The sequence below is a fragment of the Mesorhizobium sp. U510 genome, from assembly GCF_059180695.1.
On record NZ_CP180532.1, the window covers coordinates 4,177,772 to 4,193,367 of the forward strand.

Annotated in this window: 18 protein-coding genes; 9 read left to right on the forward strand and 9 right to left on the reverse strand. The window is 63.0% G+C overall.

From position 1 onward, the window contains the following. Nucleotides 1–1,386 (reverse strand): aminotransferase family protein, encoded by a 1,386-nt coding sequence (locus tag ACLGL5_RS21795; RefSeq protein ID WP_038646468.1) that lies wholly within the window; start codon nt 1,384–1,386, stop codon nt 1–3. A gap of 1 nt (nt 1,387) precedes the next feature. Next, nucleotides 1,388–3,028 (reverse strand): N,N-dimethylformamidase beta subunit family domain-containing protein, encoded by a 1,641-nt coding sequence (locus tag ACLGL5_RS21800; RefSeq protein ID WP_038646470.1) that lies wholly within the window; start codon nt 3,026–3,028, stop codon nt 1,388–1,390. Between the two features lie 155 nt (nt 3,029–3,183). On the opposite strand from ACLGL5_RS21800, the gene ACLGL5_RS21805 reads away from it, so the two are divergent. The 3 genes from ACLGL5_RS21805 to ACLGL5_RS21815 all read left to right on the forward strand — a co-directional run bounded on the left by ACLGL5_RS21805 (nt 3,184) and on the right by ACLGL5_RS21815 (nt 5,014). Continuing rightward, on the forward strand, nt 3,184–3,432 hold the full coding sequence (locus ACLGL5_RS21805) for a ParB N-terminal domain-containing protein (protein ID WP_008875526.1): 249 nt from the start codon (nt 3,184–3,186) through the stop codon (nt 3,430–3,432). A 118-nt stretch (nt 3,433–3,550) separates the two neighbouring features. Then, nucleotides 3,551–4,036: an SRPBCC family protein gene (locus tag ACLGL5_RS21810; RefSeq protein WP_038646475.1), complete on the forward strand. Its 486-nt coding sequence runs from the start codon at nt 3,551–3,553 to the stop codon at nt 4,034–4,036. A gap of 24 nt (nt 4,037–4,060) precedes the next feature. Then, nucleotides 4,061–5,014, forward strand: coding sequence for an alpha/beta fold hydrolase (locus ACLGL5_RS21815; RefSeq protein ID WP_069092004.1), 954 nt, complete (start codon nt 4,061–4,063; stop codon nt 5,012–5,014). Between the two features lie 50 nt (nt 5,015–5,064). Here the strand turns inward: ACLGL5_RS21815 and ACLGL5_RS21820 are convergent, their stop codons facing one another. Further along, a complete protein-coding gene (locus ACLGL5_RS21820; protein ID WP_069092005.1) occupies nt 5,065–6,093 on the reverse strand; it encodes an isopenicillin N synthase family dioxygenase in 1,029 nt (342 codons plus the stop codon). Between the two features lie 109 nt (nt 6,094–6,202). Here ACLGL5_RS21820 and ACLGL5_RS21825 point away from each other — a divergent pair, with 109 nt between their 5' ends. Together ACLGL5_RS21825 and ACLGL5_RS21830 are read left to right on the forward strand one after the other, a co-directional pair. Further along, nucleotides 6,203–6,601 (forward strand): GFA family protein, encoded by a 399-nt coding sequence (locus tag ACLGL5_RS21825; RefSeq protein ID WP_069092006.1) that lies wholly within the window; start codon nt 6,203–6,205, stop codon nt 6,599–6,601. 149 nt (nt 6,602–6,750) lie between these two features. Beyond that, on the forward strand, nt 6,751–6,963 hold the full coding sequence (locus ACLGL5_RS21830) for a hypothetical protein (RefSeq protein WP_027046779.1): 213 nt from the start codon (nt 6,751–6,753) through the stop codon (nt 6,961–6,963). Nucleotides 6,964–6,969: 6 nt separating this feature from the next. Here the strand turns inward: ACLGL5_RS21830 and ACLGL5_RS21835 are convergent, their stop codons facing one another. Further along, on the reverse strand, nt 6,970–7,875 hold the full coding sequence (locus ACLGL5_RS21835) for a hypothetical protein (protein WP_069092007.1): 906 nt from the start codon (nt 7,873–7,875) through the stop codon (nt 6,970–6,972). Nucleotides 7,876–8,040: 165 nt separating this feature from the next. Here ACLGL5_RS21835 and ACLGL5_RS21840 point away from each other — a divergent pair, with 165 nt between their 5' ends. From ACLGL5_RS21840 to ACLGL5_RS21850, 3 genes are all read left to right on the forward strand, one after another. Beyond that, a complete protein-coding gene (locus ACLGL5_RS21840; protein WP_019857825.1) occupies nt 8,041–8,913 on the forward strand; it encodes an undecaprenyl-diphosphate phosphatase in 873 nt (290 codons plus the stop codon). 135 nt (nt 8,914–9,048) lie between these two features. Further along, nucleotides 9,049–9,669 (forward strand): transglutaminase-like cysteine peptidase, encoded by a 621-nt coding sequence (locus ACLGL5_RS21845; RefSeq protein WP_064982787.1) that lies wholly within the window; start codon nt 9,049–9,051, stop codon nt 9,667–9,669. A 121-nt stretch (nt 9,670–9,790) separates the two neighbouring features. Beyond that, nucleotides 9,791–10,582, forward strand: coding sequence for a phosphodiester glycosidase family protein (locus ACLGL5_RS21850; protein WP_069092008.1), 792 nt, complete (start codon nt 9,791–9,793; stop codon nt 10,580–10,582). Here ACLGL5_RS21850 and ACLGL5_RS21855 read toward each other — a convergent pair. Beyond that, complete coding sequence (locus ACLGL5_RS21855) at nt 10,579–11,208, reverse strand: DedA family protein (protein WP_019857828.1); 630 nt, start codon at nt 11,206–11,208, stop codon at nt 10,579–10,581. The genes ACLGL5_RS21850 and ACLGL5_RS21855 overlap by 4 nt on opposite strands. A gap of 25 nt (nt 11,209–11,233) precedes the next feature. Then, nucleotides 11,234–12,217, reverse strand: coding sequence for a DUF1402 family protein (locus tag ACLGL5_RS21860; protein ID WP_494372765.1), 984 nt, complete (start codon nt 12,215–12,217; stop codon nt 11,234–11,236). A 239-nt stretch (nt 12,218–12,456) separates the two neighbouring features. Here ACLGL5_RS21860 and ACLGL5_RS21865 point away from each other — a divergent pair, with 239 nt between their 5' ends. Beyond that, the gene (locus ACLGL5_RS21865) at nt 12,457–13,530 is read left to right on the forward strand and encodes a glycoside hydrolase family 25 protein (RefSeq protein ID WP_038646495.1); all 1,074 of its coding nucleotides are present in this window, start codon (nt 12,457–12,459) and stop codon (nt 13,528–13,530) included. 33 nt (nt 13,531–13,563) lie between these two features. Here ACLGL5_RS21865 and ACLGL5_RS21870 read toward each other — a convergent pair whose 3' ends face one another. The 3 genes from ACLGL5_RS21870 to ACLGL5_RS21880 form a co-directional block, all read right to left on the reverse strand. Next, nucleotides 13,564–13,752 (reverse strand): hypothetical protein, encoded by a 189-nt coding sequence (locus tag ACLGL5_RS21870; RefSeq protein ID WP_019857832.1) that lies wholly within the window; start codon nt 13,750–13,752, stop codon nt 13,564–13,566. 433 nt (nt 13,753–14,185) lie between these two features. Then, the gene (locus ACLGL5_RS21875) at nt 14,186–14,569 is read right to left on the reverse strand and encodes a VOC family protein (protein ID WP_069092010.1); all 384 of its coding nucleotides are present in this window, start codon (nt 14,567–14,569) and stop codon (nt 14,186–14,188) included. A 32-nt stretch (nt 14,570–14,601) separates the two neighbouring features. Further along, on the reverse strand, nt 14,602–15,513 hold the full coding sequence (locus tag ACLGL5_RS21880; protein WP_069092011.1) for a LysR family transcriptional regulator: 912 nt from the start codon (nt 15,511–15,513) through the stop codon (nt 14,602–14,604). Nucleotides 15,514–15,596 lie beyond the last annotated feature (83 nt).

Here is a 15,596-nt window from a genome sequence, read left to right on the forward strand (position 1 = left end):
TTACCCCCGGCCTTCGACCGGCAGGTCGAGCTCTGATGCCAGAACCTCCAGCGAGTCGCCGATGATGGAGATGATCTCGCCGACCTGCTCGCTGGTGACGATCATCGGTGGCGCGACCATGAAATTGTCGCCGTCGACGCCGCCCTTGACCCGGCGGCCATAGATGATCAGCCCGCGCTCATAGGCGAGGTCGAGCAGACGCTGCGTGGCTTTCCTGCTCTGGTCGATCGGCCGCAGCGTTTCTGGATCGGCAACCATCTCGGCGCCGGTCAGTAGGCCCTTGCCGCGCACGTCGGCGATGAAGGGAAAGCGCTTCGCCAGTCCCTTCAGACCGTCCATCAGCACGCCTCCCATGGCGGCGGCATTGGCGATCAGGTCAAGCCGATCCATCTCGCCCAACACGGCAAGGCCGGCGGCGCAGGCCAGCGGATTGCCGGCATAGGTATGGCCATGCTGGAAGCCGCCGGAAGCCAGCAGCGGCTGCACCAGCCGCATGGGCGCGGCCAAAGCGCCGAGCGGCGCATAGCCCGAGCCCAGCCCCTTCGACAGCGCGACGATGTCAGGCTTGCAGTTCCAGTGGTCGCCGCCGAGGAATTTCCCGGTGCGGCCGGCGCCGCACATCACTTCGTCATGGATGAGCAGAATGCCGTAGCGGTCGCAGATTTCGCGAATGCGCGCATAGTAGCTGTCCGGCGCTACCAGCGCCGCGGTCGCCGCACCGCCGATAGGTTCCATGATGAAGGCGACGACGCTCTCCGGGCCTTCGGCCAGGATCTTCTCTTCCAGCATGTCGGCATAGCGGATGCCGCGCTGCTCCATCGAAAGGTTGTCGCGGTCGCGCCAGGCGGTAGGCGCCGGCACGGTCGGCATCACCCGCATCATCGGCGTAAAGTTCTCAGCCAGGGCGTCGTCGCCGGTGATCGAGAGCGAACCCAGCGTGCCGCCATGATAGGAGGGGAAGCGCGTGATCACCTTCCATCGGCTGGCCTGGCCGGTGGCAACGGCCCATTGCCGCGCCAATTTGATGCAGGATTCCGTCGCCTCCGAGCCGCCCGAGACGAAGAAGATGCGGTCCATGCCCTCCGGCAGCTTGGCCGCAAGCTCACGCGCAAGCTCTTCCGCCGGCTCGTTCTCGAAATGCAGCCGGTAGGCGAAGGTGGCGCGGTCCATCTGCCGCTTCATGGCGTCCAGCACATTGCGGTTGGAATGGCCGATATTGGCGACCATCGGCCCGCTCGATCCGTCGATGAAGCGGCGGCCGTCCTGCGTCCACATATAGATGCCCTCGGCGCGATCGATCAGCGGCCGGCGCAGGCTGGACAGATAGAACAGATGCGATTGGCGCCGGGCCTCGGTATCTCGAGCAGCGGTCTGGGTCTTCGACATGTCAGGACTTTCCAAGGTAGCGATCAAGGACATTTTGGGTGACGCGTTCGACCATCGGGTCTTGTCTTAGCAGGCCGGCGACCCATTCGCAGCTTCCGGCGTGGAACACCTCGCCCTTGCCGCGCGGAAAATTGACGATCATGCCGTTGCCGCGTTTGACTTTTTCGAGATTGGCGTCGCTCGCCTCGCCGAACAAAGTCTCGGCGGTGAAGCGGCCATCCTCGTCGGTGAGGAACTGGTCCTCGATCGGAATATCGGCGCTTTCCTCGACCTGGCTGGCCATGCCGACTGCAAGAACCTGTAAGCCATCCGGCGCTCCGCTGGTCGCGGTGGGGTAGGGCAGGCCGCCGCGGATTTCGAAGTCGAGCCCGTCGACCTCATAGCCATAGACATGGCTGTCGGCGCCGAGCAGGTCGCCATAGTAGATGCCGGTGCCGGCGAACGCCCAGTGTTCCGGCCGGTACACCGGAAAACCACGCACGCCGCGCGGCGCGCAGCCGCCCCAGCCGGCATAGACGCCGCGCGTCGCGTTGAGCCCGAAGGTTGCTGAACCCGGCCGGCCGATTTCCGGCGCTTCCCAGGAATTGGTGGCACGAGTGACGTCGCCGCCGCGGTAGGCGGGGTCCTCGGTCCGGGCACGATATTTGTAGCAGACCTGCCGCCCGCCTTCGTCCTCGAGCCGCGTCTGCCACATGAAATTGCCGGCGAAACGAGCCGCATGCCCGCCGCGCTCAACATAATTGTCGACCGCATCGCGCATTTCCCATGTCCAGTACTCGTCATGGCCGACGAAGACGGCGCAGTCGTAGCCGTCGAGAATGTCGGGCGAAAAATGCAGATCGTGCTGGCTGGCGAGATCGACATGATAGCCGGCCCGCTCGGCGAAGCGGAAGAAGTGGCTGTCGTAGCTCGCCCAGCCTGACGAGGCGTATTTCTTCGAATGGCCGGTGGCCAGCGCCCATTCCATATGCGGATACCGCGGCACGGTCTTCGGCGGCACGGCGACCTCCAGCGGCACGCGCGGCGCATCTTTGGGCAGCGCGACGAAGCCGCGGCACCAGGGGCGCTGCGTCGACACGATGGGCGAATACTGGTTGCGGTCCGGCCCGGTGATGCCCTGATAATGGTTGGAGCCGCCCCAGGTGTTGTAGGCAAGCCAGGTGCCCGTCGCCGCCACCTGCAGCACACGGCCTGGCTTCCTGCCGGGTTGGGGAGAGACGATGAAGAGATGGTGGCTGTGAATTGGCTTGCCGTCCCGACCATCGGCAATCAGCGTTATCCGATAGGCACCGGACGGCCAGTCGCTCCCGACACGGAATTCGAAGGACGCTTCCCAGCCGCAGCCCTCGGCCGAGCACTGGTCCGGGCTTTCCTGCCAGCGCGATGCAATGCCCGATTTCTCGAACAGTTTTGTCTCGCTGCCGCCGTCGCGGGTAATCGTCATGCTGAACGACGGCGCCGTCGAACTGACATGCAGCGCCACCGTCTCGCCGGCGCGATAGGAAAAGCGGTCCGAGTAGCACCAGATTTCGCCGCGCGCGCCATCCATGCCGGGCCATTCATAGTAATGGCCGCGCACCGCGTGGCGACGCTGCTCGGGCGTCAGCCCGAAATCGGGGAATTCGGTCGGCAGATGGGTCATGAACACCGGAAAGGATCGAAGGTCGCCATTTCGGCCATCTGCCGGCCAAGCGTCAAATGGAAACGATCGGGCCAGCAATTGCTTAGCCGCTCTTGGCCGCACAAGGCAAAGCGACTATTTCAGGCGAGGCGGTATGTTCCGCCCGGGGAGCCAGCATGCTCAGAGTGCAAAAGGTCAAGGTCGACGACATCTACGTGCCGACCGCGCGCAAGAAGACATTGCACCCCGAGACCGTCCGCCATCTGGCCGAGGACATATTGGAGAACGGCATGAAGACGCCGATCCAGGTCCGCCACGATGGCAAGCGCCATATCCTTGTCGAAGGCCTGCACCGGCTGGAAGCGGCCAAGTGGCTCGGCGAGACCGAGATCGACGCCTACCTGGTGCAAGCCAAGCGCCATTGACTCCTCCTTCGTCCTCTCAGCATTGAAAGCCTGCCGGTAATTTTCACTGGTCTTTGTCGGGTTGCGTTCTGTCGGCTCGTCCTTGGGACGGAAGCCAGATCAAACGCAGGAGACCGCCTTGACCACCAAGCTCGACATCGCCCCCGCCAATGACCGCGAACTGGTTCTCGCCCGCATCATCGATGCGCCGCGCGAGAACGTCTATCGCTGCTGGACCGACACCAGGCTTTTGACGCAATGGTTCGCCCCGAAGCCTTGGACGACGCCGCGCGCCGAAATGGATGTGCGCACGGGCGGTTCGAGCCTTGTCGTCATGGCCGGCCCCGACGGCAATGAATTTCCGAACCCCGGGGTGTTCCTGGAAGTCATTCCGGGCAAGAAGATCATCTTCACCGATGCCTACACTCAGGCATGGGAGCCTTCGGAAAAGCCGTTCATGACCGTCGTGCTGACCTTTGAGGACGAAGGCGAGGGCCGGACCCGCTACATCGCGCGCGTCCGCCACTGGAGTGTCGCCGGCCGCGAACAGCACGAGCAGATGGGTTTTCACGCGGGCTGGGGCCAGTGCACCGACCAGCTCGAAGAGCTCGCCAAGACGCTTTGACGCCGACGCACGGAGGAGATCGATATGCCCAAGACCTTGCTTTTCGCTATTCTCGCTTCGGTCGCAGCGCTTCTCAGCTGTCCGAGCACCACAAATGCCGAGGAGGCAAAACCTGCCATGACCACCGAAACGAAATTGCCGAAACCCGAAAAATCCGGCCTGCTGCCGGTCAACGGCCTGAATTACTACTACGCCGTTTACGGCAAGGGCGAACCGCTGCTTCTCCTGCATGGCGGTCTCGGCTCCATCGACATGTTCGCCCCGATCCTGCCCAAGCTCGCCGAAAACCGCACCGTGATCGGCATCGACCTGCAGGGACATGGCCGCACCGCGCTCGGCGACCGGCCGTTCAGCCTGGAGGCGATCGGCGACGACATGGCCGATATCGTCAAGGCGCTCGGTTATCGCCAGGTGGACGTGATGGGCTATTCGCTGGGCGGCGGTGTCGCCTTCCGCATGGCGGTCCAGCATCCCGAGACCGTGCGCCGGCTTGTGTTGGTTTCGACCGGCTATGCCGCCGACGGCTTCTATGACGAGATGCGCCCGCAACAGGCGCAGGTGAGCGCGGCGGCGGCCGAATTCATGAAGGACACGCCGATGTATAAATCCTACGTCGCGGAAGCGCCGCACCCGGAGGATTTTCCGAAACTGCTCGATGCGCTCGGCAATTTCATGCGCCAGAACTACGATTTCTCGGCCGATGTTCCCAAGCTGAAGATGCCGGTCATGCTGGCCTATGGCGACAGCGACATGTACAAGCCCGAGCACGAGATCAAGTTCTACCAGATGCTCGGCGGCGGGCTGAAGGACGCCGGCTGGATGCGCGAGAACCTGTCGCAGAATCGCCTGGCAATCCTGCCCAACCGCACGCACTACGACGTCTTCTTTGCTCCCGAACTGACAGCCGCCGCTTTGCCGTTCCTCAACGGCGAGACCAAGGTGAAGAGCTGGGACGAGGTGGTTAGCGAAACGGAATGACAGCATGCCATTCCCGCCGGCTGTCTCGAGAGGGATGGCCGGCGGATTGTCTAAGAAGCTTTTGCCCGACGCGGCTGCCTGAGATGCTTGATGCCGCTCATCTCGACGAAATTCGTGGCCGCCTCCCAGAGATAGTCGCCGTAGAGAAACGGCTCGAAGGGCGCGGCGCCGCTCAGCGGCAGCGGCGCGATCTCGGCGTCGACACGCGGTTCATAGAAAAACGGGATCGAGAACCGCGCCGTCTTCGGTGCGATCACCCGGTGCCGCGTCGCCCGCACACGCCCGCCGGTCCAGCACTCCAGCAACTGGCCGAAATTGACCGCCAGCGTGCCGTTGGCGGGCGGCACGTCGATCCATTCGCCGGCGAGGTTTTTGGCCTGCAAGCCCTCGACGCCGTCCTGCGCCAGCAAGGTGACGAAACCGGAATCGGCATGCTCGCGGCCGATGATGGTGCGGGTCTCCCCTTTGTGGATCACCGAGAAGTCAGGCCCGCTGATATCGATGCCGGCATTGCCATCACGCAGCGGGTAGCGGATCAGGCGCAGCGTCGAGATGCCATGCTCGAAATACGGATCGAAGATCGTTTCCGGCAGGCCAAGCCCGCGCGCGATCGACCGCATCAGCGCGTTGCCGACCGTCCCCATCGCGCGGTAATAGTCCGCCGCTGCCGCGCGCCAACCAGGCAAGATATCTTCAGCTGGCACCGGCGTCGGCTCGCACAGCGGATCGTCGGAGGCCGAAACGCCGGCTGCATCGGCGATATCCGGCCCCATGTCGATGCCTTCCTTGTAGGAGACGGCTGTCGGCTGCAGCGGAAACCAGCCGCGATAGACATTCTTGCTGGTGCGGTCGAAATTCCAGCGCAGCAATTTCTGCTTCTCGGTGTCGGGAAGAGCGAAGATGCGCAGCAATTGCGCCCGGCGTTCGGGCATCAGCCAGGCGTCTCCGGGAAAATCCCGAACCGCCATGAAGCCTATTCCGGACGCGGCGGCCATGATGCTGATGTCGGCGCGGTCGCGGCCGGGCGAGGGCGGCCCGAACAGATCCGCAATGCCGATGGTTTCGATGTCTTGCGTCACGGCTCCACCCGCATCACGGTAATCGATGAAATTGTATCAAAGCTTTTCAATTGACCCAATCCGTCCCGCCATTTACCTCGGCCGTACACTCTCGTCATGGATCACGGTGATGGCTAAACATCAGGGCGGGTGCCTGTGCGGAGCGGTGCGCTACAGTACCGACGCGGCGCCTATCAACGAACGCATCTGCCATTGCCGGCTTTGCCAGAAGGCGATCGGCGCCGCCTTCAACGCCCGCGTTCTGTTTCGCATCGATGATGTGACCATCGAGGGGCCGCTGGCGACAGTGAACACCTCGCCCGATCTCAAGCGCGGTTTTTGCCCGAGCTGCGGCACGACGATGTTTTCGCGCCGCGATTCCGCCGGCATCATCGGCATCACCACCGGCTCGCTCGACGACCCCACTTTCTTCAGGCCGCAGATGCATATTTTCACCGCCTCGAAACAGCCCTGGGTGGTGCTCGACGACGGCCTGCTGCAATATGAAGGCGCTCCGCCGCCAGGCTAGGTCTTCCTTCTCCCGCAAGGTGAAAGGGAAGGTGAGACCATGACCAAAAATTGATCCAAATCATCACGCGATAGCCGGCAAAACGTCATTGGCGGGCCATCATTGTCTTCTTATCTATGCTGCGCGGGCCGGCATCGAGGAGACGACGGATGAACGACAGCATCAGCACCCTGGACGAGCTTTTGAGCGATCCGATGGTCCTGCTTGTCATGGAGCGCGACCGTGTGCGCCCGGAACAAGTGCGCATGCTGCTTGAACGGGTTCGCAGCCGGGCGCCCGATGACGCACGCTCCGATCAGCCGGTCGTTCCGCCAGCCCATATAGTGGCCAGAAGTTGCTTCCAGCAATGGCTGCGCAGTTAGGCGCGGTCAGTTGGAGCTAGGCGGCAAATAGCTGTAATGGCTGCGGAAATAGGCAATCCTGAAGCCCAGGCGTGCGTAGTTGCGATAGGCCGGACCGTCGCGTTCCTCGTGCGGTGCCTCGATGTCGGCGACGAACAGTTTCGCGCCGGCCGCAATGCCGTCGCGCACCAGCGCTTCTCCAAGCACCGCGTCGAGATCGAAGCTCGGCGCCATGATGCCCGGCACCGGCGCTTCGATGCCGCTCCAGGCCGCGCCGTCGGCGCCGATGAACAGCGAGCGCACCGCCGCCACTGCGCCATCCCTTTTGGCCATGTAGTGATGCCAGCCCTGTCGGCCGACCAGAGCCAGCAGCCAGGGTGAGGTGGGCAGCCGGTAGCTTTTGTCGATGAAGCCGGCCCATTCGCTTGCCGATGCCTTCGTCACGCGTTCGACCGAAACCCGATCAACCGTGAAGAGCGGCTCGGACGACAGCGGTTCGGCCTCGCGGTAGATCCGCTCCCAGCCGCCCTGGCGCTGCAGGCCGCGTGCCTCGAGCCAGCATCTGAGGCGTGAGGGTTCGCTGTGTGGATTGACATAGAACCAGGGCCGCGAAATGCCGGCGGCGCGGTAGTGCGCCAGCAGCGCGTCGAGCTGGCTTTCGGAGGCCGGGCTGTCGACGCCGAAATTCTTCACGCAGTTGAAATGGACGAACGGGATCGTCGTGCAGGTGGTCCAGGCGAGGTCGCCTTCTCCCGCTATCGAAAGGCTCTGCCTTGCGGCGAAATCGGCCGGCGCGGCGGCATAGAGGTCGAGCCAGGCGTTCACCTCGGCGCGCTCGATAATACGGCTGAGGTCGCGCGAGACATCCTCGATCGCGATGGCTGGCGAGTGCGGTTCGGGCAAGGGCTGTAATTCTGACAGGGCGGTCAGCATGGCTCTCCTCCGTCATTTAACTTACAGTGTAAGATTAGCGGAGAATAATATGAACGGGCGGCTTGTCAAGCGGCGCCTTACAAATCCGTAAATAGGATTCCGCGCATCGCGAGTTTATTGCTCGCGCGGATCGCTCTTCAAGATTCTCCGACGGAAAGGCTCGACATGGCTGACATCTGCACCCAGGGCCTGGATACGGGCTTTGTCGGCCTGGGATATGCCAAGGTCGCCTTTCTCGGCCTGGTGCAAGGCATCACCGAATTGCTGCCGATTTCCTCGACCGCCCATATGCGCATAGTCCCGGCGGTACTTGGCTGGCAGGACCCGGGCTCCGCCTTCTCCGCCGCCATGCAGCTTGCCGCCCTTGCCGCCGTGATCAGTTATTTCTGGGGCGATGTCAGGGATCTCCTGTTCGGCTCGCTCGACGCGCTCACGCGGCGCGATTTTTCCGACCGGCATTTCCGGCTGGCGTCCTGGATCGTGCTGGCGACGATCCCGATCGTCATTGCCGGCGTCGCGCTATCGGGTGTTCTCAATGCTTGCAATTCGCCGCTGCGCAGCCTGGGCGTGATCGGCTGGTCGTGCATCGCCATGGCGATCCTGCTGGCTCTGGCCGAGATTTTCGCCCGCCACAAGCGCACTATCGCAGAAGCGTCGCTCGCCGATGCGCTGCTTGTCGGCGTCGCCCAGATCGGCGCGCTGATCCCCGGCGTCTCGCGCTCGGGCTCGACCCTGACGGCGGCGCTGGGGCTCGGCTTCAAGCGGGCCGAGGCGGCGCGCTTCTCGTTCCTGCTCGGGCTGCCGGCGATCGCGCTTGCGGGTCTCAAGGAACTGTGGGAGCTGCACAAGGTTCATCTCGACGCCCATGGCTGGTCGGTTCTTGCCACCGGGTTGGTCGTCGCCTCGATCTCCGCCTTCTTTGCCATCTGGGGCCTGATGCGGGTGCTGGAACGCTTCTCCGCCTGGCCTTTCGTCATCTATCGCGGCCTGCTCGGCGTCGTCCTGTTGCTCGGCCTTGCGATGGGATGGCTGGCTTAGCGGGCCTAGTGTTGCGTGCCGGCAACCACTTTAGCGCATGAGTCGATCCCTCGCAGATGTGATCGCTAGGGTTGATTGACTTCGGAATGTAACCGCCCTTAACATTCTGTTAACAAAACAGATGGGTGGGGCCGGATGGCATCCTCGAAGGGTTGGCGCCGCAAGGCGAAGGGGCTGGCGGTTGCCGCGGCCGTTTTTTGTTCGGTGGCGGGTTCGGCCTATGCCGCGCCTGCCTCCATGGTTGTCGGCGGCTCGACCTCCCAGCCGATCGGCCACTATGATTTTTGCAAGATCCATGTCACCGAATGCTCGATCCGCTCGCCAGACAGCGTGCCGGAACGCCTGACCAGCAAACTGCTGCACGATATCTCGGCGGTGAACCTCTCGGTCAACACGCGCGTCAAGCCGATGAGCGACATGGACAATTACGGCAAGGACGAGTGGTGGGCCTATCCGGACAACGGTTTTGGCGACTGCGAGGATTACGCGCTGGAAAAGCGGCGTGAGCTCAACAGCCTGGGCATTGCCATAGCCAATCTTTTGATGACGGTGGTTCGCAAGCCTGATGGCGAGGGTCACGCCGTGCTGACGGTGCGTACCGACAAGGGCGACTTCATCCTCGACAATCTGACCGACAAGGTCCGCCTTTGGAACCAGACGAGCTATCGCTACCTGAAGCGGCAGGCGAGCGACAACACCGGGCACTGGGTCTCCATTCTGGGTGGCGACGAACAACTGGTCAGCGCCGTCAAATAGTCTCGCCGGCTCCGCCGCGTCCGAGCTTGAACCTCGATCCGATCCTTTGGTGCCGGTCTTCCATCGTGCCGGCAAGTGGTGATAACCACGACAGCTGATTGAAGCTGGCATCCGCAGGCGCATGGATTTTCTGACACTTCTGAACTCGGCGCCCCTGCTTGCAGGCCTGGTCAAAGCCGTGCTGCCGCAGGCCGTCGCCGGCACGATGGCATTCAGCCAATGGTTCGTGTCGCTGCCGCCGTGCCGCGACTTCGCCTTCGAGGCGACCAGCTATCTCGTCTGCGAGGTCGATCCGAAGCTGTATTCGATCGAGCTGTTCTGGAAGGATCCGGCCGGCAAGCCATTTCAGTCGCTGCACAATCTCGACGCTGCCCAGCGCGCGGCCGGCCGCATCATGCTGTTCGCCGTCAACGCCGGCATGTATCATCCGGACCTCAGGCCGGTTGGCCTCTATGTCGAGCGTGGCCAGGAAATGGCCGGCGTGAAGACGGGATCGGGAAGCGGCAATTTTTCGCTGCAGCCGAATGGCATCTTCTACGTCAGCGGCGGCAAGGCAGCGGTCCGGGCGACCAGGGACTTCGTCAGGAACCGGCCGTCCACCGACTATGCCACGCAATCGGGACCGATGCTGGTGGTCGACGGCCAACTCCATCCGAAATTCCAGTCCGACGGCACCTCGCGCAAGACCCGCGACGGCGTCGGGGTGCGCAAGGACGGCGTCGCGGTCTTTGCAATTTCGAACGGCAGTGTGAATTTCCATGCATTCGCCCGGCTGTTCCGCGATGCGCTCGACTGCGACAATGCGCTGTTTCTCGACGGCACGATATCGAGCCTGTTCGCGCCTGCCATCGGCCGCAACGACGACTACTGGAATCTGGGGCCGATGATTGGTGTGTTCAGGAAGCGCGGCTAGGCGCGGGCGGTTCGTCTGCTCCGGAGCTTAAGCGCGATCACTGCTATGATGATCAGGGCGACCACGCCGATCGCCGCCAGCCCGAACAGGCTCGTCACGTCGAGTTCGGGGATGCTGCCGGCGCCCTTGGCAACGAGCCAACCCGGCGACAGCACGATCGGCGCCCAGATGATCGCCGACAGGATGTTGGCGATCTGGAAGCGACGCCGGTGCATGCCCATCATGCCGGCGACCAGCGGTACGGTGGCGCGGACCGGGCCGAAGAAACGGCCGACGAAAACCGCTGCAAAGCCATAACGATGGAAGAACAGCCGCGCCCTGGCGACCTCGCGGCGGTAACGGTTGAGCGGCCATTTGTGGACGACGCCGCGCCCCAGCCATCTGCCGAGAAAGTAGGAAATGGTATCGCCCAGCGCCGCCCCGATCATCGCGGCAAGAAGGACCGGCAAAGGCTGGACGATGCCGGCCCCGACCAGGCCGCCGACGATGATGAGCACCGTAGTGCCGGGCAGGAGGATGCCGACCAGCACGAGCGACTCGCCGAAGGCCAGCAGCCCGACCACGAGGCCGGCCCATGCCTGATGGTTCTCGATGAAACAAACGCTCTGGTCGATGAACGCCTGCACGCAAGCTCCTGTTTAAAAGCGTTTCTCAGCTGCCACTGTCGAGCAGGCTTCTGAGTTCGTCGAGCTTGTCATTGACGAGCCAGCCGTAATAGTTCTCGACCGGCAATTTGCGGCCCTTGCCGCCGGCAAGCGCCGCGTGCAGGTCGGCCGCCCGCTGCCGGGGCTGGCCGACATTGTAGAGCGTGGCGGTGATGCCTGGATTGCCCGAGATGTCGAAGCCCTGTTCCTTGTAGGCGTCGATGGCGTCGCGCACGATCGCGGCGATGTAGACGATGCTGCGATCGGGATCCATGACATCGCGATAGATCGCCTGCGGATGATCCGGCGTCAGCCTGTCATAGCCGCTCACCTTGTTGACCAGATCGGTCACCTCGAGCGCGGTCAGCGGGCTGATCTGGCCGAGGCCGAATGTCTGGCCGGCGAAGAAGGGCTGGAAGAAGGCCTGCTGGAAGGTCATCGCGTCATAAGTGACGCCGTCGACCGTCTTGCCGCGGAAATGGTCGACCCACACTTTGTCGCGGCAGTTCCACAGGGAGGCACTGTCTTTCGCCTCGGCGCAGGCCGCGAATTCCGGCCGCTGGACAAAGGTCTGCACCGGCACGCCCTTGTAGCGGAACGCAAAGTCGAGGCCGGAATAGGACAGCGCCTTCACATAGTAGGTCTGGACCGAGCCGACGGCCGTCACATTGTAGGTGTGTTCGCCGACCAGCGCGCCGACGATATGGATAGGGTCGATATCGTAGCCCGCCGCGACCTGCTTGATATGCGCCACCAGCTTCTTCTCGCGCTTCAGCAGCGCGACGATCTTCTCGTATTTTTCCGCATAGGTGGTCTTGAAGGCGCGGGTTCGCGTCGCCGATGCATCCGGGATCGGCGGCTGCGTCTCGGAGCGATTGCCAGGGGGAACGACGATCAGCGGGCTGGCATGCGCAGCCTCGGCCAGCAGGGCGCCGCCGCAGGAGAGGGCCGCGAGCAGGGGGACCAGGAGAAGCCGCTGCAACGCAATCATTGGGCGCCTTTTGTAAAAATCGTGGAAAATGCCTGCGGCAAACACCGCCTTCCGTCTCAACAGCCACATCATGGCACTGTCAAGGCTGGGCCGGCGGCGTCGACGGCGAATGTCTGAAACGGGTCACAGTCATGGTAAAAAACTTGATTCAAACTTTATTGGTAATTTCTCGTTCATAACTGGCCCGGTTGTCCGTCGGCCGTTGCCTTCGGTCTGTTGTGTTTTGAGTACAGGTCCAGATGCGGTTATCAGGCGCCATCAGTTTCGTGATCGCATCGCTGTGCCTCGCCGGCTGCTCTTCGACATCGGGCATGGACGCGCTCGACGTGCAGAAGCCCTCGAATGAGACCACCAGTTCGGTGGTGCGGCCAAGCGCACCGATCGGATCCGTTCCGGTGAGTAAAGCCGGCAATGCGCGCAAGCTGGCCGAGACCGCGCCCGAGGACGGTCCTGATCGGCCCTTTGGACTGGCGGAGGAAGAAACCGTGGCGCTTTCGGCGCCCGAACTGCCGGACAATGTCGATCCGCCCATTGAACCCGCGGCCTTGGTGTCGCCGCCGAAACTCTTGTCGCGCGCTGCACCGGCGATGCTTGCCGGGCCGGTCACGCGCTACGGTTTTCGCGATGCCAAGCCGATCAATTTCGGCCGGGCCTCGCCCCGGCACCTTGCCGTGCACGGGGTCGACGTGTCGCGCTGGCAAGGCGACGTGAACTGGGAGAAGCTGCGCACCCAGGGCGCCAACTTCGCCTACATCAAGGCGACCGACGGCGGCGACCATCTCGATCCGATGTTCATGAGGAACTGGCGCAATGCCGATGCCGCCGGGCTGAAGCGCGGCGCCTATCATTTCTTCTACTGGTGCCGCACCGCCGGCGAGCAGGCCGACTGGTTCATCCGCAACGTGCCGAAGGTCGATGGCGCGCTCCCGCCGGTGATCGACGTCGAATGGAATGGCGATTCCAGCTGCAAGCGGCGCCCATCACGGGAAAAGGTGCTGGAGAAGATGCAGGTGTTCATGGACAAGCTTGAACGCCACTACGGTCAGCGCCCGATCATCTATACCTCCCCCGATTTCTATCGCGACAACCTCCAGGGCGCTTTCCTCGACTACCCGTTCTGGCTGCGCGCGGTGGCGCGGCACCCGTCAAAAGTCTATCCCGGCCGCAAATGGCTCTTCTGGCAGTATTCCGGATCCGGCCTGTCGCACGGTGTGACCGGCCGCATCGACCTCAACGTCTTCCATGGCGACGAGCGGCAATGGCGCGCCTGGGCCGGCGGCGGCGGCCGTCAGATGATGGCCGACGCGGATTAGGGTTCGCGTCGCCATTCGTTCCGGTCCTGCCGTCTATTGGAGCTGATTGCTCCCGTCATTCCTTTCCTCGCTCAGCCGCAGCTTTCTCCGCAGCGCCATGATCTCGGCAATCGCAGCATCGATCATGGTGAGAAGCGTAATCGTATCGTGCTGGGTGGGATCGGCTCTGACGTAGGCGAGCTGGTTGACGATGTCGGTGTCGTCCTCGTTTTCGTCGCTCATGACCGCTTTCCGGTTGTTATCTTCCAGACGTTCTCATTCGATCCGATCCGCCGTCAAATTGCACCTATATCACTTCGTCGTGTGAATGGTCGCCCGACCGCCCATCCAACCGGTCCGACTGCCTTATTTTGGACGACGGCGACGCGATTCGTCGAAGGTGGCAAAAGCCAGAACCGCGGAAAATGATGCGAAGCTGAACAGGACTGCGGCGATAACCATGAGGTCGTAAGTCGACACGTTCGTTCTCCCTGGGATGATAGCCAAGGAGCAAGGAGACAGCACGGGCGATGCGTCCGCGTTGATCTGGATCAACCGATCGGCCGATGCCGGCGCCGTGCGCAACAGGGGGCGACTGTGGCCGAGGCGGCGGCTGGCGGGGCGAGATGTATTGTCGTCCCTTCGTCATCCTCGGCTCTATCGGGGCTGCGGCGCCCTAGGAGGAAGCCGCGGGCTCGTTGATCATTGCCTCGATGTTGTAGCCATCGGGGTCGAGCACGAAGCAGGCGTAGTAATTCTCCGCATAATCGGGACGCGGGCCGGGCGCGCCATTGTCTTGGGCGCCGGCTGCCAGCGCCGACTGGTGGAACCCATCGACTTCTGCCTTGCTGCCGACGCGGAAGGCAACATGCAGATGGGTGAGCGGCGGCGCCTCGCCGGTTCGCTGGATCTCGAACAGGCAGCCATTGCCAACATCGAAGGCCCAGAACACGCCCTCCTTGCCGAAGGACAGGCGATAGCCCAGGGGCACGAAAGCGCGTTCGTAGAAGAGCTTGCTCTTCTCCAGGTCAGCCACTTCGATGGTTATGTGATCGATCATCTGGTCCTCTGTTGCGAGTGAACCCCGTAGGCCTATGTCTGGCGCGCTTCCTGTTCTCGAATGTCCGCGGTCTGGGCCAGCACCCAATCCCTGAACACCTTGATCTTCGGGACGTTGCGGCGGCTTTCCAGGTGAACCAGCCAATAGCCGTCGCCGTCGGACCCGACGATGTCAAAAGGCTTCATCAACTGCCCCTTGGCCAACAGCGCGCTGTAGAGGTTTTGCGTGAGGATTGCAGCGCCCTTATCAGTCAGTGCAGCCATGGCGTCATAGGCCTGCCCGCCAAGCGCCGGACCGGGGATGACCCGAGCAGGATCGAAGGGCACGCCGGCTGCTTCGAACCAGATTTTCCACCAGGGATCGTTGGGGCCGCACAGCGCCACCTTGTAGAGATCCTCGGGGTGGCGGATGCCGCCGACGCTCTCGGCCAGTTTTGGACTGAGCATGGGCGTGTAGTCCGCCTTGAACAGATAGTGGGCGGTCAGGCCGGGCCATTTGCCGGTGCCGGTCCGGATCCCGATATCCATGGCCTCGCGCCCGAAATCGACCAGCCGGGACGATGTATCAACCTTCACGGCGAGGTCCGGATGCATCAGTTGGAATGTTCCAAGCCAGACGGCCAGCCAGTTCGATGCAAATGTCCCCATGGTCGTCACCGACAGCACGCCGGTCGCTCCGCCCTTGGTGGCGACCCAAGCATCGGCCAGGGCCGAGAACGCGCCCGATGCATGCGGCGCCAGCTGCTGTCCGGCCGCGGTCAAGGCGATCTGCCTTGTTTTTCTTATGAAAAGCGGCGTTCCGGCGCGCTCCTCCAGAACCTTGATCTGATAGCTGGCCGCCGACTGGGTCATGCCGAGCTCTTCGGCCGCCTTGGTGAAGCTGCCCAGCCGCGCGGCGGCTTCAAACACCCTGATAGCCCCTAGTGGTGGTAGCTCCCAACTCATGATGCATCAATCCTCCTGATGCATGGTACGCGACGTTCGATTGGAATCCAAGGCCGCGACCAGGCATGATCTGGTCATCAACC

Coding starts and splice junctions, on each gene's coding strand:
- ACLGL5_RS21795 (WP_038646468.1), bottom strand. CDS start 1,386: ATGTCGAAGACCCAGACCGCTGCTCGAGATACCGAGGCCCGGCGCCAA.
- ACLGL5_RS21800 (WP_038646470.1), bottom strand. CDS start 3,028: ATGACCCATCTGCCGACCGAATTCCCCGATTTCGGGCTGACGCCCGAG.
- ACLGL5_RS21805 (WP_008875526.1), top strand. CDS start 3,184: ATGCTCAGAGTGCAAAAGGTCAAGGTCGACGACATCTACGTGCCGACC.
- ACLGL5_RS21815 (WP_069092004.1), top strand. CDS start 4,061: ATGCCCAAGACCTTGCTTTTCGCTATTCTCGCTTCGGTCGCAGCGCTT.
- ACLGL5_RS21825 (WP_069092006.1), top strand. CDS start 6,203: ATGGCTAAACATCAGGGCGGGTGCCTGTGCGGAGCGGTGCGCTACAGT.
- ACLGL5_RS21830 (WP_027046779.1), top strand. CDS start 6,751: ATGAACGACAGCATCAGCACCCTGGACGAGCTTTTGAGCGATCCGATG.
- ACLGL5_RS21835 (WP_069092007.1), bottom strand. CDS start 7,875: ATGCTGACCGCCCTGTCAGAATTACAGCCCTTGCCCGAACCGCACTCG.
- ACLGL5_RS21840 (WP_019857825.1), top strand. CDS start 8,041: ATGGCTGACATCTGCACCCAGGGCCTGGATACGGGCTTTGTCGGCCTG.
- ACLGL5_RS21845 (WP_064982787.1), top strand. CDS start 9,049: ATGGCATCCTCGAAGGGTTGGCGCCGCAAGGCGAAGGGGCTGGCGGTT.
- ACLGL5_RS21850 (WP_069092008.1), top strand. CDS start 9,791: ATGGATTTTCTGACACTTCTGAACTCGGCGCCCCTGCTTGCAGGCCTG.
- ACLGL5_RS21860 (WP_494372765.1), bottom strand. CDS start 12,217: ATGATTGCGTTGCAGCGGCTTCTCCTGGTCCCCCTGCTCGCGGCCCTC.
- ACLGL5_RS21865 (WP_038646495.1), top strand. CDS start 12,457: ATGCGGTTATCAGGCGCCATCAGTTTCGTGATCGCATCGCTGTGCCTC.
- ACLGL5_RS21870 (WP_019857832.1), bottom strand. CDS start 13,752: ATGAGCGACGAAAACGAGGACGACACCGACATCGTCAACCAGCTCGCC.
- ACLGL5_RS21875 (WP_069092010.1), bottom strand. CDS start 14,569: ATGATCGATCACATAACCATCGAAGTGGCTGACCTGGAGAAGAGCAAG.
- ACLGL5_RS21880 (WP_069092011.1), bottom strand. CDS start 15,513: ATGAGTTGGGAGCTACCACCACTAGGGGCTATCAGGGTGTTTGAAGCC.